Source organism: Streptomyces showdoensis, assembly GCF_039535475.1.
Classification (GTDB): domain Bacteria; phylum Actinomycetota; class Actinomycetes; order Streptomycetales; family Streptomycetaceae; genus Streptomyces; species Streptomyces showdoensis.
Map to the genome: position 1 here is coordinate 79,640 of NZ_BAAAXG010000010.1, position 16,664 is coordinate 96,303.

Sequence of the window (16,664 nt, forward strand, 5' to 3'; positions counted from 1 at the left end):
CATGTCTCCCACCCGCCACCCTGCCTCGCCCACCCGCGGCAGGGCCTCCTGATGGCCGCGCAGGGCTTCCGGCCCGTCTACCACCCGGCGGGCCACGACCATGCCCTGCGGGGTGCCGTCCAGGACCTGCGGACCGGCCGCTGGGTGGCCATGGCCCGGCTCCTCGACGAGACCACCGGCTGGCCCGGCTGGACCCGGCGCACCCAGGTCCTCGCCGCCGTCGCGGCCGGCACCGACGTGGTCGCCGCCTGGCGGGCGGAGCAGCCCGACTCCATCGCCGCCGCCGTCATGCACTCCCGCGTCGCCGTCGAGCGCGCCGTCCGCGCCCACCGGGCCGGCCACGCCCGGACCCGCGAACTGTGGCAGGAGGCCTGGACCGCCTGCCGGGAGGCCGTCGAACGCGCCCCGGCCGACCCCGTGCCCTGGGTGGGCCGCCTCGCCCTGTCGTTACTCGACGCCCGGCAGAGCATGGAGGAGCACCGGCTCCCGCCGCCCGCCCCGATGCTGCCCCCGGGGCCCTGGGGACTGCTCGCCGAGGCCGAGAAGCGCGACCCGTACAACCGCGAGGCGCACCACCGGATGCTCCAGTTCGTGTACGCCCGGCGGCCCGGCCCGCTCTCCGAGGCGGTCAACTACGCCCAGTGGGCCTCCTCCGCCGCCCCCGTCGGCTCCGCGCTGCACGCCCTGCCGCTGTACGTGCGCGTCGAGCGCTACCGGCGCGACCGCGGCCACGAGCGCGCCCTGGACCTGCACTGGGTCGCCGAGGACGCGGTCCGCGACGCCCGCCGCGCCATGGACGCCTGGTTCCTCTTCTGCGCCACCGAGGAGGCCAGTCTGCTCGACCTCAACCACCTGGCCCACGCCCTGTACGGCGCCCTCAAGTTCGCCGACGCGGCCCGGGTGTTCGAGTCCCTCGGCCCGTACTGGACCCCGCAGCCCTGGGCGTACCGCACCGCGCTCCCGGACGAACGCGGGCCCGCCGAGGAGGTCTTCCTGCGGGCCAGGGCCCGCTGCCTGACCGCCCCGGAGTCCCGGCCGGGCACCTGACCGGCCGCCGCGCGTCTCCCCCCACCCACACCCCCGTACGCCCCCCGTCCCCGGAGGAACGCATGTCCCGCACCGCCCCCACCGACGCGATACGCAAGCCGCCCCCGGCCAAGGACGACGAGGAGGCGCGGCTCAGAGAGCTCGGCTACCAGCCGGTCCTCGCCCGCCGGATGGGCGGCTTCGGCAACTTCGCCATCAGCTTCTCGGTCATCTCCATCCTCTCCGGCTGCATGACCCTGTACGGCTTCGGGCTCGGCACCGGCGGCCCCGCCGTCATGCTCTGGGGCTGGGCCGGCGTCGGGCTCTTCGTGCTGTGCGTCGGCCTCGCCCTCGCCGAGGTCACCAGCGCCTACCCGACCTCGGGCGCGCTCTACTACATGGCCGACCGGCTCGGCGGACGCCGCTGGGGCTGGTACACCGGCTGGCTGAACCTCCTGGGCCTGCTCGGCGCCATCGCGGGCATCGACTACGGCGCCGCCCTGTTCACCGGCGCCTTCCTCAACCTCCAGTGGGGCATCGTCCCCACCGCCGGATCCACCTTCCTCATCTTCCTGGTGATCCTGCTGCTCCACGCCGTGCTCAACCTCTACGGCGTCCGCCTGGTCAGCGTGCTCAACTCGATCAGCGTCTGGTGGCACCTCGGCGGCGTCGCCCTCATCGTGGGCGCGCTCGCCCTCGTCCCCGACCACCACCAGTCCGCCTCGTTCGTCTTCACCGAGTTCGTGAACGACACCGGCTGGAGCAACCCGCTCTACGTCGCCGCGATCGGCCTGCTCCTCGCCCAGTACACCTTCTCCGGCTACGACGCCTCCGCCCACCTCTCGGAGGAGACCGCGAACGCCTCGGTGACCGCGGCCAAGGGCATCGTCCGCTCCATCTGGGCCTCCTGGATCGCCGGCTTCGCCCTCCTCGCCGGACTCACCTTCGCCATCCAGGACTACGCGGGCACGCAGAACAGCGCGACCGGGGTGCCGCCCGCCCAGATCCTCCTGGACGCGCTCGGCGAGGGCGGCGCCAAGGCCCTGCTCCTCGTCGTGATCGTGGCCCAGCTCTTCTGCGGCAACGCCGAGGTGGCCGCCGCCAGCCGCATGGTCTTCGCCTTCAGCCGCGACAACGCCCTGCCCGGCTCGGCGCTCTGGCGCCGGGTCAGCAGCCGCACCCAGACCCCGGTGCCGGCCGTCTGGCTCTCCGTCGCGGTGGCCGCGCTGCTCGCCCTGCCGTCGCTGTACTCCGCCACCGCGTACGGTGCCGTCACCGCCATCAACGTCATCGGCATCACGCCCGCCTACGCCATCCCGATCTACCTGCGGCTGCGCGCGGGACGGAACTTCGTCCCCGGCCCCTGGAGCCTGGGCCGCTGGAGCAGGCCGATCGGCTGGATCGCGGTGGTCTGGGTGGCCGGCGTGACCGTGCTCTTCTGCCTGCCGCAGAAGTCCCCGGTGACCGTCGACAGCATGAACTACGCCGTGATCGCGCTGGCGGTCGTGCTCGTCCTCGCCAGCGTCTGGTGGTACGTCGCCCGCCGCTCGTACGGGACGCCCTCGGCGTACGGCAGCGCCCGCGAGGAGGCGGAGATCGCCGAGGGCATCGTCTGAGACCCGTCCGGCGGGCCGGGTGCGGGCGGACGGGCCCGCGCCCGGTCAGCCGCTGAACTCGTAGGTCCAGGAACCGGTCCGGGCCGCCACGTCGATGTCGGTGACCTCCAGCGCGTGCCCGTGCTGGTCGCTCACCACCCGGTGGACGCTCAGCCGGGCCCCGCCGCCGGCCGCCTGGACGGCCCCGTCGGCGGCGTGGCCCGCCGGAACCTGCGGCACCCCGACCGACTCCCGGTGGGTGGTGCGCAGGCCCGCGTGGTGCATCCAGTGGTACAGCAGCCGCAGGTCCGGCTGCTGCTGGAACCGCTCGGCGCTGCGCCGGTAGCGGCCCAGCTGCGGGATCTCCGCCAGGGCGGGCCGGGAGAACCAGGACACCGACCGCTGCAGCGAGACCCCCGAAGGTGCCAGCACCGCGTGCCGGTGGACCAGCGTCGGCTCGCCCGGCGCGAGCGAGAGCCGGGCGGCGAGCGCGACCGGCGGCGCCTCCCAGGCCAGCGCGGCGCGCACCAGGGCGTCCGCCGCCCGGGGCCCGCCCGGGAAGGAGCGCCGGAGCGCCGTCGGCCCGGGGCCGCGCGGGTCCTGGTCGGCGGCCGCCGCGAAGGTGCCCCGCCGGTCGGTGACCACGAGCCGCTCGTCCCGCAGCAGCTGGAGCGCGCCGCGGACGGTCTGGCGGTTGACGTGGAAGCGGTGGGCGAGGTGGCGCTCGGACGGCAGTCGGCTGCCGGGGGAGATGCGGCGCTGGATGAGGTCGTCCCGCAGCACTGCGGCGACCCGGAGGTAGAGCGGAAGCGCCGCCCTCGGTCCGGGCTCGGAAACGGGCTCGGCCATGTCACGGACCCTCTCTGTCATGCATGGTTCAACCATTGCTCGGTGTGAGCATCTGAACCGCGTGGGTGAGCAATTCCTATCATTGGTCTAAACCATTCTGGAAGTCCGTTCGTCGAGAGTGGCCGAATCGAGCGTCCCGATTTGTAATGGATCGCGACGGAACAGTGGAGGCAGCGGCGGTGGAAGAAGTGGGTGAGGCCGGATGACGACACCCTCCGAACGGGCCGAGAGGGGCCGGGCCGCGCGCAAGCGCGTCCCCCGCTCCTCGCACGGGCGCTGGATACCCTCCTCGCAGCGCCCGGACCCGCTGGGCGTCCTGGAGCGCCAGTCCGTCGACCGGGTGCCCGAACTCGTCCCGATCCGCTACGGCCGCATGGCCGTGTCCCCCTTCGCCTTCCTGCGCGGCGCGGCCGCCGTCATGGCCGCCGACCTCGCCGCCCAGCGGCACACCGGACTCACCGTCCAGCTCTGCGGCGACGCCCATCTGCTCAACTTCGGGGTGTACGCCTCACCCGAACGGGCGCTCCTCTTCGACGTGAACGACTTCGACGAGACGCTGCCCGGCCCCTTCGAGTGGGACGTCAAGCGGCTCGCCGCCTCCATCGCCGTGGCCGCCCTCCAGAACGGCACCACCAAGGCCAAGGCCCACCGCGCCGCCCAGGTCTCCGCCGAGGGCTACCGCACGGCCATGCGCCGCCTCGCCGGCCTGGGCGAACTGGAGGTCTGGTACGAGCGGATCTCCGCCGACGACGTCTCAGGCCTCGTCCGCGGCGCCTCCGACCGCAAACGCCTGGAGAGCCGACTCGCCCGCGCCCGGCGCCGCACCAGCCTCCAGGCCTTCGGCAAGCTCACCGAGAAGGACGAGACCGGCCGGCACATCGTCGAGGACCCGCCGCTGCTCGAACGGGTCACGGACGTCGACCGGGTCACCATCGGGAAGATCTTCAGCGACTACCGCAGCTCGCTCTCCGAGGAGCGCCGGACGCTCCTCGACCGCTTCCACTACGTCGACGCCGCCCGCAAGGTCGTCGGCGTCGGCAGCGTCGGCACCCGTTGCTTCATCCTGCTCCTGGAGGGCCGCGACGACGGCGACCCGCTCTTCCTCCAGATCAAGGAGGCCGGACCCTCGGTCCTGGAGGAGTACCTGACCCCCAGCGCCTTCAGCCACCAGGGCCGCCGGGTGGTCTGCGGCCAGCGGCTCACCCAGGCCGCCAGCGACATCTTCCTCGGCTGGATGACCGGCCCCGAACAACGCCACTTCTACTGGCGCCAGCTGCGCGACATGAAGGGCTCCGCCGAGGTCGAGACCATGTCCCCGGCGGTGCTGCGCCAGTACGCGCGGCTGTGCGGCTGGGCCCTCGCCCGCGCCCACGCCCGCTCCGGCGACCGGATCGCCATCGCCGCGTACCTCGGCTCCTCCGACGTCTTCGACCGCGGCATCGCCGACTTCGCCCTGCGGTACGCGGGGCAGAACGCCGACGACTACGCGGCGCTGAGCGCGGGCATCGCGGCGGGCGTGGTGACGGCGGCCCCGGGGGTGTGAGGAGCCGAGGGGTCGGCCACTCCGGCGCGACCCCCGCCCGCCGACCGGCCCGGAGCGACATCACCAGGCGAAAGTCCCGGTCATCGGGGACGTCGGTCCCACGGAATCCGGGGTCCGGCGACGTCGAGATCGCCTACCGTGGAGGCGCGAACGTCCGCGCGACACCGGGAGCCCTCCCATGCGTCACCCTCCGCGCCGCGTCGCCGGCGCCCGGGGCACCGCATGAACGCGGACGGGCCGCCGGCGCGGCTGCGCCGGGCACTGGCCGCCCACACCACCCTCTCGCTCGCCTACGCCGACGAGGACGGACCGGGCGCCTGCGCCGTCCTCTACGCCGTCACCGGCACGGGCGCCCTCGTCTTCCTCACCGCCCGCTCCACTCGCCACGGCGCCGCCCTCGCACGCCAGGCGCCGGGGGCACGGGTCGCGTTCACCGCGCACCGGGACGCGCAGCAGTGGAGCTCGCTCACCGGCCTGCAGGGCCGCGGCCCGTGCGAGCGGGCGAGCGGCCCGGCCCTGGCGGCGGCGCGCGCCGCGTACGCGCGCCGCTTCCCCTTCGTCGCCACGGCCGGGCGCCTCGCGCAGGCCCTGTCCCGCGCCGACCACTGGGTGATCCACCCGACCTGGCTGCGCCTCGTCGACAACAGCCGGGGCTTCGGCCACAGGACGGAGTGGGCGGCTTAGGACCCTCCGGCCTCCCCGCGCAGCAGCGGCGGCTCCGCCGGCGTCTCCGGCACCGGCCCGAACAGCACCGCGCGGGCCACCGAGGGGGCGAACAGGCCCGTCAGCGGGGCCGTCAGCGTCAGCGCCGCCCGGAAGGGCGTGCCCACCACCGGGTTGCCCGAGGCGCGCGCCTGCACCCGGCGCATGTACCAGCCGGTCAGTCTGTCGGTCACCCCCGTCCCGACCGCGTTGCCGGTCACGCCCGGCATATTCTTGTCGGCGCCCGCCGAGATGTCCCAGGCCTGCTTGGAAGCGTCGAACAGGGCCCGCTGCACCCGCCGCGTCGTCGGCGTGCGCCGCGGGTCCGCCAGGGCCTTGCGCAGCGCCAGCGCGGACAGCGCGGCGACCGCCATGCCCTGCCCGTAGATCGGGTTGAAGGCGCACAGCGCGTCGCCGGTCGCGAGGAAACCGGCCGGACGGCGCCCCGGACGGTCGTACCGGCGGCGGACGTTGGTCGTCTTGCGGGAGCCGTACACCGGCGTCAGGGGCTCGGCCTTCGCGAGCCACTCGCTCACCACGGGGTGCGGCAGCTTGCGCGCGTACTCCTCGAACAGGTCCTCGTCCGTGGACGGCACGTCGTCGCGCAGCCCGCCGAGGGTGACCACGTGCCGGCCGTCGCCGAGCGGCAGCACCACACCGCTGTGCACCTGTGTCGGGTTCGGCACCACGTAGTAGCCGAGCGCGTCCGTGGACGGGTCCGCGGCGGGGGAACGGTAGAACCGGGTGCCGTACGCCAGGCCCGTGTCCAGGGTCTCCTCGTGCGGGGCCTCCGCGCCGATCGCGGCCAGCCAGTCCGGCGCCTTGGTCGAGCGGCCCGAGGCGTCCACCACCAGATCGGCCTCCAGCGCCCGCGGCTCCCGGTCCGTGCCGGCCCCGCGCTCGCGCACCAGTACGCCCCGCACCCGGGCCGCGTCGCCGAGCAGGCCGACCGTCTCGGTGCCCTCCACGAGTTCGATCCGGGGATCGGCGGCGACCCGTTGCCGCACCAGCCACTCCAACTGGGGCCGGGGGCCCGTGTAGAAGTACGCCGTCGCCTCGGAGCGGACGTACCAATGCCCGTTCTGCCACTGGACCATGTCCTGCGGGACGCCCACCTTGGGCGCGCCCAGCCCGTGCAGCTCGTCCATGAAGCCGGGCAGCAGCTCGTCGAGCGCCCGCTGCCCGCCCTCGATCAGCACGTGGAGGTGCCGGCCCTGCGGAACGCCCGGCCGTGCCTCCGGTCCCTCCGGGTAGCGGTCTCGCTCCACGACCGTGACCCGCTCGGCGTGTTCGCTGAGCACCCGCGCGGCCAGCAGGCCCGCCAGGCTCCCCCCGATGACCACCGCATGACGTGTCCTGCGGTGACCCAACTCGTCGGCCATCCTCGCCCTTTCGCGTGTGTGGACGTTGTCGGTCCAGGACTGACCAGTATCCACCGCGGGCGGGCGCGCGGTCGTTTCAGGGCGTCGCCGTGCCCGGACCGTCCAGCTCCCGCAGCGCCTGGGTCAGCCACTCCACCCAGAAGCGCTCCAGGTCGATGCCGCCGCGCAGCACCAGGTGCCGCAGCCGGTCCGGCTCCGCCGCCCGCCGCTCCGGCGGGAAGTCCCGCACCTCGATCTCCCGGTACTCGGCCAACTGGCGCCGGTGCAGCTCCAGATGGCGCTCCAGCTCCGCCCGCAGCCCCCTGCCGCCCACCACGGCCGCCGCCCGCATCCGCAGCAGCAGCGCCGAGCGGAGCGGCTTGGGGTCCTCCGCGGTGTCCACCCAGCCGGCGAGCTCCTCGCGGCCCGCCGGCAGCACCTCGTACTCCTTCTTCTGCCCCCGCGCGGGCACCGGCGCGGGCAGGGCACGGATGTACCCCGCCTGCTCCAGCTTCCCCAGCTCGCGGTAGATCTGCTGGTGGGTGGACGACCAGAAGTAGCCGATCGACCGGTCGAATCGGCGGGTCAGTTCGAGGCCCGACGAAGGCTTCTCGAGCAGCGCCGTGAGGATCGCGTGCGGGAGGGACATGGCCGCAATCCTAGGTTCGGCCGGCCGGGGCGCTCACAGCGCGGCGGCGAGCCGCGTGCCCTGGTCGATCGCCCGCTTGGCGTCCAGCTCGGCCGCGACGTCCGCGCCGCCGATCAGGTGCGCCGTCCGGCCCGCCGCGAGGAGCTCCTCGTACAGCCCGCGGCGCGGCTCCTGGCCGGTGCACAGCACCACCGTGTCGACCGGCAGCACCGTCGGCTCGCCCTCGACGGTCAGGTGCAGGCCCTCGTCGTCGATCCGCTCGTACGAGACGCCCGCCACCATCGTCACGCCCCGGTGCTTCAGCTCCGTGCGGTGGATCCAGCCCGTCGTCTTGCCCAGGCCGGCGCCGACCTTCGTGGTCTTGCGCTGGAGCAGGTGCACCTGGCGCGGCGGCCGCGGCCGCTCCGGCGCGCGCAGGCCGCCCCGCGTCTCGTACGACGTGTCGACGCCCCACTGCCGGAAGTACGTCTCCGGGTCCTGGCTCGCGCCCTCCCCGCCGTCGGTCAGGAACTCCGCCACGTCGAAGCCGATGCCGCCCGCGCCCAGGATCGCGACCCGCTCGCCGACCGGCGCGCCGTGGCGCAGCACGTCCAGGTAGCCGACCACGCTCGGGTGGTCGACGCCCTCGATCTCCGGGGTGCGCGGGGTGACGCCGGTGGCGACGACCACCTCGTCGTACTCCGTCAGGTCGGCCGCCGACACGAAGGTGTTCAGCCGCACCTCGACGCCGCGCTCCGCGAGCTGCACCCGGAAGTAGCGCAGCGTCTCGTCGAACTCCTCCTTGCCCGGCACCCGCTTGGCCACGTTCAGCTGGCCGCCGATCTCCTCGGCGCCGTCGAACAGCGTGACCTCGTGGCCGCGTTCCGCCGCGGAGACCGCGCAGGCGAGGCCGGCCGGGCCCGCGCCGACGACAGCGATCCGCTTGGCGAGGCGGGTGGGGGAGAGGACCAGCTCGGTCTCGTGGCAGGCGCGCGGGTTCACCAGGCAGGAGGTGATCTTCAGGCTGAAGGTGTGGTCCAGGCAGGCCTGGTTGCAGCCGATGCACGTGTTGATCGTCTCGGCGCGGTCCGCCGCCGCCTTCGCCACGAAGTCGGGGTCCGCGAGGAACGGGCGGGCCATCGACACCATGTCGGCGCGGCCCTCGGCGAGGATGCCCTCGGCGACCTCGGGCGTGTTGATGCGGTTGCTGGTGACCAGCGGGACCGAGACCGCGCCCATCAGCCGCTTCGTCACCCAGGTGTACGCGCCCCGCGGGACCGACGTGGCGATGGTGGGGATGCGGGCCTCGTGCCAGCCGATGCCCGTGTTGATGATCGTGGCGCCGGCCGCCTCGATCTCCTTGGCGAGCGCGGTCACCTCGTCGAGGGTGGAGCCGCCCGGGACCAGGTCCAGCATGGAGAGGCGGTAGATCAGGATGAAGTCCGTGCCCACGCGCTCGCGGATGCGGCGGACGATCTCCAGCGGGAAACGGACCCGGTTCTCGTACGAGCCGCCCCAGCGGTCGGTGCGCTGGTTGGTGGCGCTCGCGATGAACTCGTTGATCAGGTAGCCCTCGGACCCCATCACCTCGACGCCGTCGTACCCGGCCTCCTTGGCGAGCTCCGCGCAGCGCACGTAGTCCTCGACGGTCTGCTCGACCTCGGCGTCGGTCAGCTCGTTCGGCGCGAAGGGGCTGATCGGGGCCTTGAGCGGGCTGGGGGCGACGAGGGCGGGGTGGTAGGCGTAGCGGCCGAAGTGGAGGATCTGCATCGCGATCCGGCCGCCGGCCTCGTGCACCGCGTCCGTGATCCGACGGTGCTCCGCCACCTCCTCGGCGGTGGTCAGCTTCGCGCCGCCGTCCCAGGGGCGGCCGGCCTCGTTCGGGGCGATGCCGCCGGTGACGATGAGGCCCACGCCGCCGCGGGCGCGCTCCGCGTAGAAGGCGGCCATGCGCTCGAATCCGTGCTCGGCCTCCTCCAGGCCGACGTGCATGGATCCCATGAGCACCCGGTTGGGCAGGGTCGTGAACCCGAGGTCCAGCGGGCTCAGCAGGTGCGGGTACGGGGTGGTCGGGGCCATCGGGGCGCCTCCTCGCGCGGGGTCGTCACGGACTGTTGTAGACGACCGGCCGAGGCTTGTGCAACAAGTTGCATAAGGGTGGGGGCGGGATGTGTGGCATGCCACAGGGGGAGGCGGCAGGGGCAGGTGGGTGGGAGTGGTCAGGCCGGTGGGTGGGAGTCGGTCAGGCGGGGGGAGTCGGTCAGGCGGGAGCGCAGGCCGGTGGGTGGCGGCCGGTCAGCCCGGTGGGTGGTGCGGGGGCCGGGGCGGGGGTGGGGTGTCCGGACTGCGACCTTCACTTCGCTTCGCTCGTTACGGGCGCCGCCACGTCCGGACACCCCACCCCCGCCCCGGCCCCCTCCGCGCCGTCGCCGTGTGCGGAGTCAGTCCTTGCGGTACGCGTACGCCTCCGAGGCCGCCGCCACCACCTGGTCCAGGTCGCCGCCCGCCGTCGCCGTCACCAGGGCGGCCACCGCGCCCTCCACGAAGGGGGCGTCGACCAGGCGGGCGCCCTCCGGGAGCTCGTCGCCCTCGGCCAGGAGGGCCTTCACCGTCAGGACCGCGCTGCCCAGGTCGACCAGAACGGCCACGCCGACGCCGCCGTCCGCGGCCTCGGCCGCCCGGACGATCAGGTCCGCGCTGGTGCCCAGGCCGCCGTCCGGGGTACCGCCCGCCGGCACGATCGGCGCCGTGTCGCCGCCGCCCGAGAGACCCCGGGCCAGCTCGGCCACCGCCGTGGCCACGGCCGCGCTGTGCGAGACCAGGACGATGCCCACCCGGCCGCTCATGCCGCCACCTCCGCGAGCGCGGCGATCAGCAGCGCGGACGAGGTCGCCCCCGGGTCCTGGTGGCCGATGGAACGCTCGCCCAGATAGCTCGCCCTGCCCTTGCGGGCCTGCAGCGGCACGGTCGCCAGCGCGCCCGCCTCCGCGGCCTCCCGGGCCGCCTCGAACGAGGTGCCGAGCGCCTCGGCCGCCGGGACGAGCGCGTCCAGCATCGTCTTGTCGCCGAGCTGCGCCCCGCCGAGCTGCGACACGGCGGCCACCGCTGTCGTCAGCGCCTCGGCGAGGGCCGTACGGGAGACCTCCGGCGCTTCGCCCAGGGCCTTGCCCGTGCGGCGCAGCAGCGTCCCGTACAGCGGTCCCGACGCGCCGCCGACCGTGGAGATCAGTTGCCGTCCGGCCGTCGCGAGCACCGCGCCCGGGGTGGCCGGAGGTTCCTTCTCCAAGGTCGCGGTCACCGCCGCGAAGCCGCGCTTGAGGTTGGCGCCGTGGTCGGCGTCGCCGATCGCCGAGTCCAGCTCGGTCAGCCGGTCCGCCTCGCGGTCCACGGCGGCCGCCGCCCCCTCCAGCCAGGCGCGGAAGAACGCCGCGTCGTAGGTGGGCTCGCTCATCGCCGGATCACCGACCCCATCGCAGCGCGGCCGTCTGCACCGGGGCGTCCCACAGGCGCAGGAGCTCCTCGTCGGCCTCGCACAGCGTCACCGAGCAGCCCGCCATGTCCAGCGACGTCACGTAGTTGCCCACGAGCGTGCGGGCCACCGGCACCCCGCGCTCGGCGAGCGCGCGCTGCACCTCCGCGTTGAACCCGTACAGCTCCAGCAGGGGCGTCGCCCCCATCCCGTTCACCAGCGCGAGCACCGGGCCCTTGGGCCGCAGGTCCTCCAGGACGACGTCGACGGTGTGGTCCGCGATCTCCCGCGCGGTCATCATCGGGCGCCGCTCACGGCCCGGCTCCCCGTGGATCCCGATGCCCAGCTCCAGCTCCCCTTCGGGGAGGTCGAAGGTCGGCGAGCCCTTCGCCGGGGTCGTGCAGGCGCTCAGCGCCACCCCGAAGCTCCGCGCGCGCTCGTTGACCCGGCGCGCGATCGACTCGACCCGCTCCAGCGGGGCGCCCTCCTCCGCGGCGGCCCCGGCGATCTTCTCCACGAAGAGCGTCGCCCCGGTGCCGCGCCGCCCCGCCGTGTACAGGCTGTCGGTCACGGCCACGTCGTCGTCGACGAGCACCTTCGCGATCTGCACGCCCTCGTCCTCGGCGAGTTCGGCTGCCATCTCGAAGTTCAGGACGTCGCCCGTGTAGTTCTTCACCACGAACAGCACGCCCGCCCCGCTGTCGACCGCGGCCGCCGCCCGCACCATCTGGTCCGGCACCGGCGAGGTGAACACCTCGCCCGGGCAGGCCGCCGAGAGCATCCCCGGCCCCACGAACCCCGCGTGCAGCGGCTCGTGCCCCGAGCCCCCGCCCGACACCAGCGCCACCTTCCCGGCCACCGGCGCGTCCCGCCGCACCACGACCCGGTTCTCCACATCGACGTTCAGGTCGGGGTGCGCGGCGGCGATCCCGCGCAGCGCGTCCGCGACGACGGTCTCCGGAACATTGATCAACATCCTCACGGATGCCTCCTAGTGAGAGGAGCGGGCAAGGCGCCGATCACGATCCTCGCAGCTCGGTCCCGGGGGCGCGGGGTGTTCCGCCGTCGGGACCACCGCGCGGGCGCCGTCGGGCGGAGCCGCGACCCCGCGGGAGCGTCAGCCCCGCTGGAAGAACTCCACCTCCGCCAGGGCCAGATGGCGGCCCCCGGTCAGACCCGCGGGCGCCTCCAGGACCAGCCGGATCGCGGTGACGTCGCTGATGCCGGTCGGGAACGTCTGCGGGCCCGCCTTGTCGCTCAGGCCCAGCGAGGTGCGGACCGTCCCGCCGTCCTTCGTCGTCACCTCCATCCCGATCCGCAGCGCCCGCCCCTGGAGCGCGTACTCCTCCGGCGCCGACGAGGCCCCGTTCGTGACGATCACGTCCACCAGGCGGAAGGGCCTGGCGAACGTGTACGTCACCGAGGCGCCCGCCCCGGGCGCGCCCCAGTAGCGGTTGCTGAGCCCGTCGGTCGTGTCGTCCGCGGGGTGCCCGGGGAGTTCGGCACTCGCCCGGACCCGGGCCGGCGTCACCGCCTTCGCCTTGCCCAGCTTGTCCCGGGTGTCCTCGAAGAGGTGACGGCCGGCCGGGAGGAGCAGCAGCCCCGCCGCGCCCAGCGCCAGGACCACCACCAGGACCGTCAGGAAGCGGACCGCCCGGCCCGAGCCCGCCCGCACCCGGCGCCGGAACGGCCGGACCCGCCACCAGGGCGGCGCGGGCGGCTCGGCGGTCGGCGTCAGCGGGGCCGCGCACCGACGGCAGAAGCGCCGGTCCGCCGCGTTGGGCGTGCCGCAGGCGGGGCACGGCAGCCCGGACACCGTGTCGTCCACCGGGGCGGCCCGGACCTGCGGGCGGGCCGTCACCGCCCTCGCGGGCTGCACGGGGAGCGGCGAGGCGTCCGGGGACGACGTGGGGGCGGGGGGAGCAGGGGGAGTGGGGGCCGCGGGAGCGGGGTGGGGAAGGGGCCGGGCTTCCGGGGGTGCCGCCGGAAGGGTGGGTGGCGCCGGCCGCTGGGGCTCGGTCCGTGCTGCCTGCGGCCGGTTCTCCGGGGGCTCCGGCTCGGCCGCGGCGGGCGGTTGCGGGCCCGTCCCCCCGGGAGCCGGGGGCCGGGCCTGGTCCGACCAGTCCAGGTAGGCGCCGCAGTTGCCGCAGAAGTCGTCCGTCGCACCGTTGGGCGCCCCGCACGCCGGGCATTCACGCAAGGCCGTCGCCCCTTTCGCCGCCGCCGGAAGGCGGGCCGGGCAGGACCTCCACCCGGCAGACCGTGTGGACCGGGCACAGCGCGCGGACGAGCGCGCGGACCCGGTCGGCGTCGACCGTAGGCTCGCGGTGCGGCCACACCCGGACGAGGACCTCGTCGGCCGGGGCGGGCGGCAGCGCGGCCCCGGGAGTCCCGGACCAGATGGCCGCACCGTCCCCCTCGACCTCGGCGGACACGCCCAGGACCAGCCGCAGGGCGTCGACCAGGCCGCGCCGGGTGCCGCGCCGGCGGTGCAGTTCGACCGCGCGGGCCACCGCCTCGCGCCGCTGGTCCGGCGGCCACCGCGGGTCGTCCACGCCCCCCACCCAGGTGGCCAGCCAGGACAGGAAGTCGGCCGGGGTCACCCGCGGGTCGAAGTAGGCGGGCAGGTTGTCCAGGGTCGCGAACACCGGGGCCAGGACCGTGTCGAGCCCGGCCGTGAACCGCTGGGCGAAGTCGTCCTCGGCGTACAGCGCGGGCAGCTGCCCGCCGATCGGGTGCCGGCTGGGCAGCCCCGGGACCGCGGCCCGGCTCATCCGCGCTCCTCCTCGGCCCGGGCCGCCACGACGACCTGGTGCTGGTACGAGAAGACCAGCGCGCCCGCGGCGACCTCGATCCGGTCGACCGGGGCGCCGCGCCGGCCGGTGACCGGGTCGGCCGCGAACATCCGGATCTCCTCCACCAGGACGTCCCCGACGGCGCGTTGCAGGACGCCGAACACCTCCCCGTACTGCACCGGCCGGCCGAACGGCCACCCCGTGCCGTCGGGCCCGCCGCGCAGCGGGTCGAGGTGCCGGAACAGCGCGGCGAGCGCCGCCTCCCGCACCCGGTCCGCCTCCGCGGCCGGCGCCGACAGCCGGGCCACCACCGTCACGCCCTGGTAGAACGGCGGCTCCACGACCAGACGGGTGCCGATCAGGCGCCGTTCGTCGAGCGCGCCGGTGATCGCCCCGAGCACCTGCTCCGAGGGGATCAGCTGCTCGAAGCGGAGCCGGTCGCCCTCGTCCGCCACGGCGTCCGGGACCACCAGGACCCGTACGGCTCCCGCGCCGCCCCCGGCGTCCGGAAGGCAGCGGACCCTGAGCACCGAAGGCGCCGCCTGCCGGGCGATGATCTCGTAGTCCTCGGCCGTCACCGCGCGCTCCTGCATGCGCAGCGCTTCGGGGGCCCGCAGCCTGGCGTTGTCGAGGGTCTCCCCGGCGACCCCGCCCCGCGCGGCCTCCCGGTTGGCGACCCGGGTGACGTACGGGACGGAACTGCGCAGCACCGAGACGGCGCCCCGGGCGACGTTGCCCGCCGGGCCGCCGCCGGTCCGGTAGCGGGCCACCCGGATGTGCGCCCCCTTGGGCGGCACGGCCCCGCGCGAGCCCAGGGTGCCGTCGGGCTCGCGCAGCACCGGCGGGAACGTGAACTCGCCGAGGGTGGCGTCGACCCGCACGTGCCGGTCCTCCGGGCCCGAACGGCCGAAGTGCTCCACCAGCTCCCAGCGCTGCCACCCCTCCGGGGAGGACACCTCCACCACCGGCGGCTCCCCGTCCAGCAGCACCGGCGGGCGGCCGAGCCGGAAACTCTGTCCCGCCACCCCCTCCGAGACGCCCAGCGGCACGTCGGTCACCGTCTCGGCGTGCTCCACGGTCATCGTGCCCCCGACGGTGAAGACGGCCGCCTCCCGCACGGTCGGGGACTCCGAGTAGAACGGCTGGCCGGGCTCCGCCTCCGTCACCCGGCACCGCAGCCAGCCCGCGCGCGTCCCCGCGACCACCGAAGCGGTGTGCCCGGCCGGGACGTACACGATGACCTCGCCCGGCCGGTTCAGGCCGCCCGTGCTGTCGGAGCCCGTCTCGCAGCGCCGCCAGCGCCCGCCGTCCCAGGCCTCCCACACCAGCGGGGGCTGGCGCGGGTCCACGCCGACGCCCTGCACCCGGCTGTCCAGGCGCACGGCGACCACGCAGCGCGGCACCGCCGTGGGCAGCCCGAACAGCAGCGCGTCGCCGGGCTCCGGGGCCGCCTGGAAGCACGGGACGTCCCGCCCCTCCGCGAGCGCGCCGGTCACGTCGGTCTGTCCGCCGGACCTGGGCGCCGTCACCAGCCGCGTCAACTCGCTCGGCACGATCCGGAGTCGGTCCACGGTCGCGAAGACCACGCCCTCGTCCGGCTCGTCGGGCCCGCCCGCCGCCGTCGTCACCTCGGTCCCCGCGGGCAGCGTCACCGTGTCCGGCTGCGGGGCCGACAGCCAGAAGTCGACCTCGGCGACGGCCGCCGAGGGCGGGAACAGCCGGATGCCCAACAGGTCGAGGAACGCCAGGTAGTTCTTGTCCGGCACCCGGTTCAGCCGGTAGAGCAGCTGGTCCACGAGGTAGGCGAAGGTCTCGATCAGGGTGACGCCCGGATCGGACACGTTGTGGTCGGTCCACTCCGGCGCGCGCTGCTGCACGTACCGCTTCGCCTCGTCGACGAGCTGCTGGAACCGTCGGTCGTCCAGGTTCGGGGAGGGGAGGGCCATCAGTCGTCGACCGCTTTCCCGAGCCCCTCCTCGGAGGGGATCGTGTAGAAGGGGAAGACCAGGTTGCGCCGGTCGTTGGTGGTCCGCACGGTGTAGTGCACGTCGATGTAGAGGGTCCCCGCGTCCACGGAGTCGAAGGCCACGACGACCTCGTCCACCACGATCCGCGGCTCCCACCGCTCCAGCGCCTCGCGCACCCGCTGCGCGACCCGCCCGGCGGTGTCGCCGTCGCCGGGCGCGAAGACGTACTCGTGGATCCCGCAGCCGAACTCGGGCCGCATCGGACGCTCGCCGGGGGCGGTCCCCAGGACCAGCCGGATCGCCTCCTCCAGCTCCCGCTCCCGTTCGACCATCACGATCCCGCCGGTGGGCCCGACCCGCAGCGGGAACGCCCAGCCGCGGCCGATGAACCGCTCGCTCATCACACGCCCCCGATCAGGACGTCCGGCGCGCCGGTCAGGATCGTCGCGCCGCACGCCGTCCGGTCGCGGGCCCGCGCCGCCGGCAGTCCGCCGATCAGCACCGCGCCCGCGGCGAGCCCGGCCGGGTCGGGCAGCACCACGTTGGCCGGTCCGAGGGCGACGTGCGGCGGGACCACGCAGACGTGCAGGCTGCCCACCACGGCGGCCGGCAGCCCGCCGATCAGCACCGTCGCCACGGTCGCGGCGGCGCCGGGCGGCGGAGTGGCGATCCGGCCGCCGTGGTCGGTCGGATCGCCGGTACGGGCGGCGGACGGCATCAGGGGCTCCT

At 74.9% G+C, this 16,664-nt stretch carries 16 protein-coding genes; 4 read left to right on the forward strand and 12 right to left on the reverse strand.

Features of this window, described 5'->3' with window-relative positions:
• Nucleotides 1-51: 51 nt before the first annotated feature.
• Complete coding sequence (locus tag ABD981_RS05795; RefSeq protein WP_046908533.1) at nt 52-1,047, forward strand: hypothetical protein; 996 nt, start codon at nt 52-54, stop codon at nt 1,045-1,047.
• 62 nt (nt 1,048-1,109) lie between these two features.
• Nucleotides 1,110-2,642: an amino acid permease gene (locus ABD981_RS05800; RefSeq protein ID WP_046908534.1), complete on the forward strand. Its 1,533-nt coding sequence runs from the start codon at nt 1,110-1,112 to the stop codon at nt 2,640-2,642.
• A 45-nt stretch (nt 2,643-2,687) separates the two neighbouring features.
• Here the strand turns inward: ABD981_RS05800 and ABD981_RS05805 are convergent, their stop codons facing one another.
• On the reverse strand, nt 2,688-3,470 hold the full coding sequence (locus ABD981_RS05805; RefSeq protein WP_046908535.1) for a GntR family transcriptional regulator: 783 nt from the start codon (nt 3,468-3,470) through the stop codon (nt 2,688-2,690).
• A gap of 202 nt (nt 3,471-3,672) precedes the next feature.
• Between ABD981_RS05805 and ABD981_RS05810 the strand changes: the two genes are divergently transcribed.
• Nucleotides 3,673-5,013, forward strand: coding sequence for a DUF2252 domain-containing protein (locus ABD981_RS05810; protein WP_046908536.1), 1,341 nt, complete (start codon nt 3,673-3,675; stop codon nt 5,011-5,013).
• Between the two features lie 222 nt (nt 5,014-5,235).
• Complete coding sequence (locus tag ABD981_RS05815) at nt 5,236-5,697, forward strand: pyridoxamine 5'-phosphate oxidase (RefSeq protein ID WP_046908537.1); 462 nt, start codon at nt 5,236-5,238, stop codon at nt 5,695-5,697.
• Here ABD981_RS05815 and ABD981_RS05820 read toward each other — a convergent pair.
• The 11 genes from ABD981_RS05820 to ABD981_RS05870 all read right to left on the reverse strand — a co-directional run bounded on the left by ABD981_RS05820 (nt 5,694) and on the right by ABD981_RS05870 (nt 16,653).
• Complete coding sequence (locus ABD981_RS05820) at nt 5,694-7,097, reverse strand: FAD-dependent oxidoreductase (protein WP_046908538.1); 1,404 nt, start codon at nt 7,095-7,097, stop codon at nt 5,694-5,696. The genes ABD981_RS05815 and ABD981_RS05820 overlap by 4 nt on opposite strands.
• Before the next feature lie 76 nt (nt 7,098-7,173).
• Entirely contained in the window at nt 7,174-7,725 is a 552-nt protein-coding gene (locus ABD981_RS05825) for a PadR family transcriptional regulator (RefSeq protein WP_046908539.1), read from the reverse strand.
• 33 nt (nt 7,726-7,758) lie between these two features.
• Nucleotides 7,759-9,783 (reverse strand): NADPH-dependent 2,4-dienoyl-CoA reductase, encoded by a 2,025-nt coding sequence (locus ABD981_RS05830; protein WP_046908540.1) that lies wholly within the window; start codon nt 9,781-9,783, stop codon nt 7,759-7,761.
• A gap of 362 nt (nt 9,784-10,145) precedes the next feature.
• Nucleotides 10,146-10,550: a dihydroxyacetone kinase phosphoryl donor subunit DhaM gene (gene dhaM / locus ABD981_RS05835; RefSeq protein WP_345528178.1), complete on the reverse strand. Its 405-nt coding sequence runs from the start codon at nt 10,548-10,550 to the stop codon at nt 10,146-10,148.
• A complete protein-coding gene (dhaL, locus tag ABD981_RS05840; protein ID WP_345528180.1) occupies nt 10,547-11,155 on the reverse strand; it encodes a dihydroxyacetone kinase subunit DhaL in 609 nt (202 codons plus the stop codon). Before dhaL ends, dhaM begins: the two co-directional genes overlap by 4 nt.
• Before the next feature lie 7 nt (nt 11,156-11,162).
• On the reverse strand, nt 11,163-12,155 hold the full coding sequence (dhaK, locus tag ABD981_RS05845) for a dihydroxyacetone kinase subunit DhaK (RefSeq protein WP_345528182.1): 993 nt from the start codon (nt 12,153-12,155) through the stop codon (nt 11,163-11,165).
• A gap of 135 nt (nt 12,156-12,290) precedes the next feature.
• Nucleotides 12,291-13,052 carry an NADase-type glycan-binding domain-containing protein gene (locus ABD981_RS05850; RefSeq protein WP_345528184.1) on the reverse strand — a complete coding sequence of 254 codons (762 nt, stop codon included), beginning with the start codon at nt 13,050-13,052 and terminating at the stop codon, nt 12,291-12,293.
• Nucleotides 13,053-13,365: 313 nt separating this feature from the next.
• On the reverse strand, nt 13,366-13,947 hold the full coding sequence (locus tag ABD981_RS05855) for a phage tail protein (protein ID WP_046912529.1): 582 nt from the start codon (nt 13,945-13,947) through the stop codon (nt 13,366-13,368).
• Nucleotides 13,944-15,914: a putative baseplate assembly protein gene (locus ABD981_RS05860; RefSeq protein WP_345528186.1), complete on the reverse strand. Its 1,971-nt coding sequence runs from the start codon at nt 15,912-15,914 to the stop codon at nt 13,944-13,946. Before ABD981_RS05860 ends, ABD981_RS05855 begins: the two co-directional genes overlap by 4 nt.
• On the reverse strand, nt 15,914-16,336 hold the full coding sequence (locus ABD981_RS05865) for a GPW/gp25 family protein (protein WP_345528188.1): 423 nt from the start codon (nt 16,334-16,336) through the stop codon (nt 15,914-15,916). The genes ABD981_RS05860 and ABD981_RS05865 overlap by 1 nt, the downstream gene beginning before the upstream one ends.
• Nucleotides 16,336-16,653 (reverse strand): PAAR domain-containing protein, encoded by a 318-nt coding sequence (locus ABD981_RS05870; protein ID WP_345528190.1) that lies wholly within the window; start codon nt 16,651-16,653, stop codon nt 16,336-16,338. Before ABD981_RS05870 ends, ABD981_RS05865 begins: the two co-directional genes overlap by 1 nt.
• Nucleotides 16,654-16,664 lie beyond the last annotated feature (11 nt).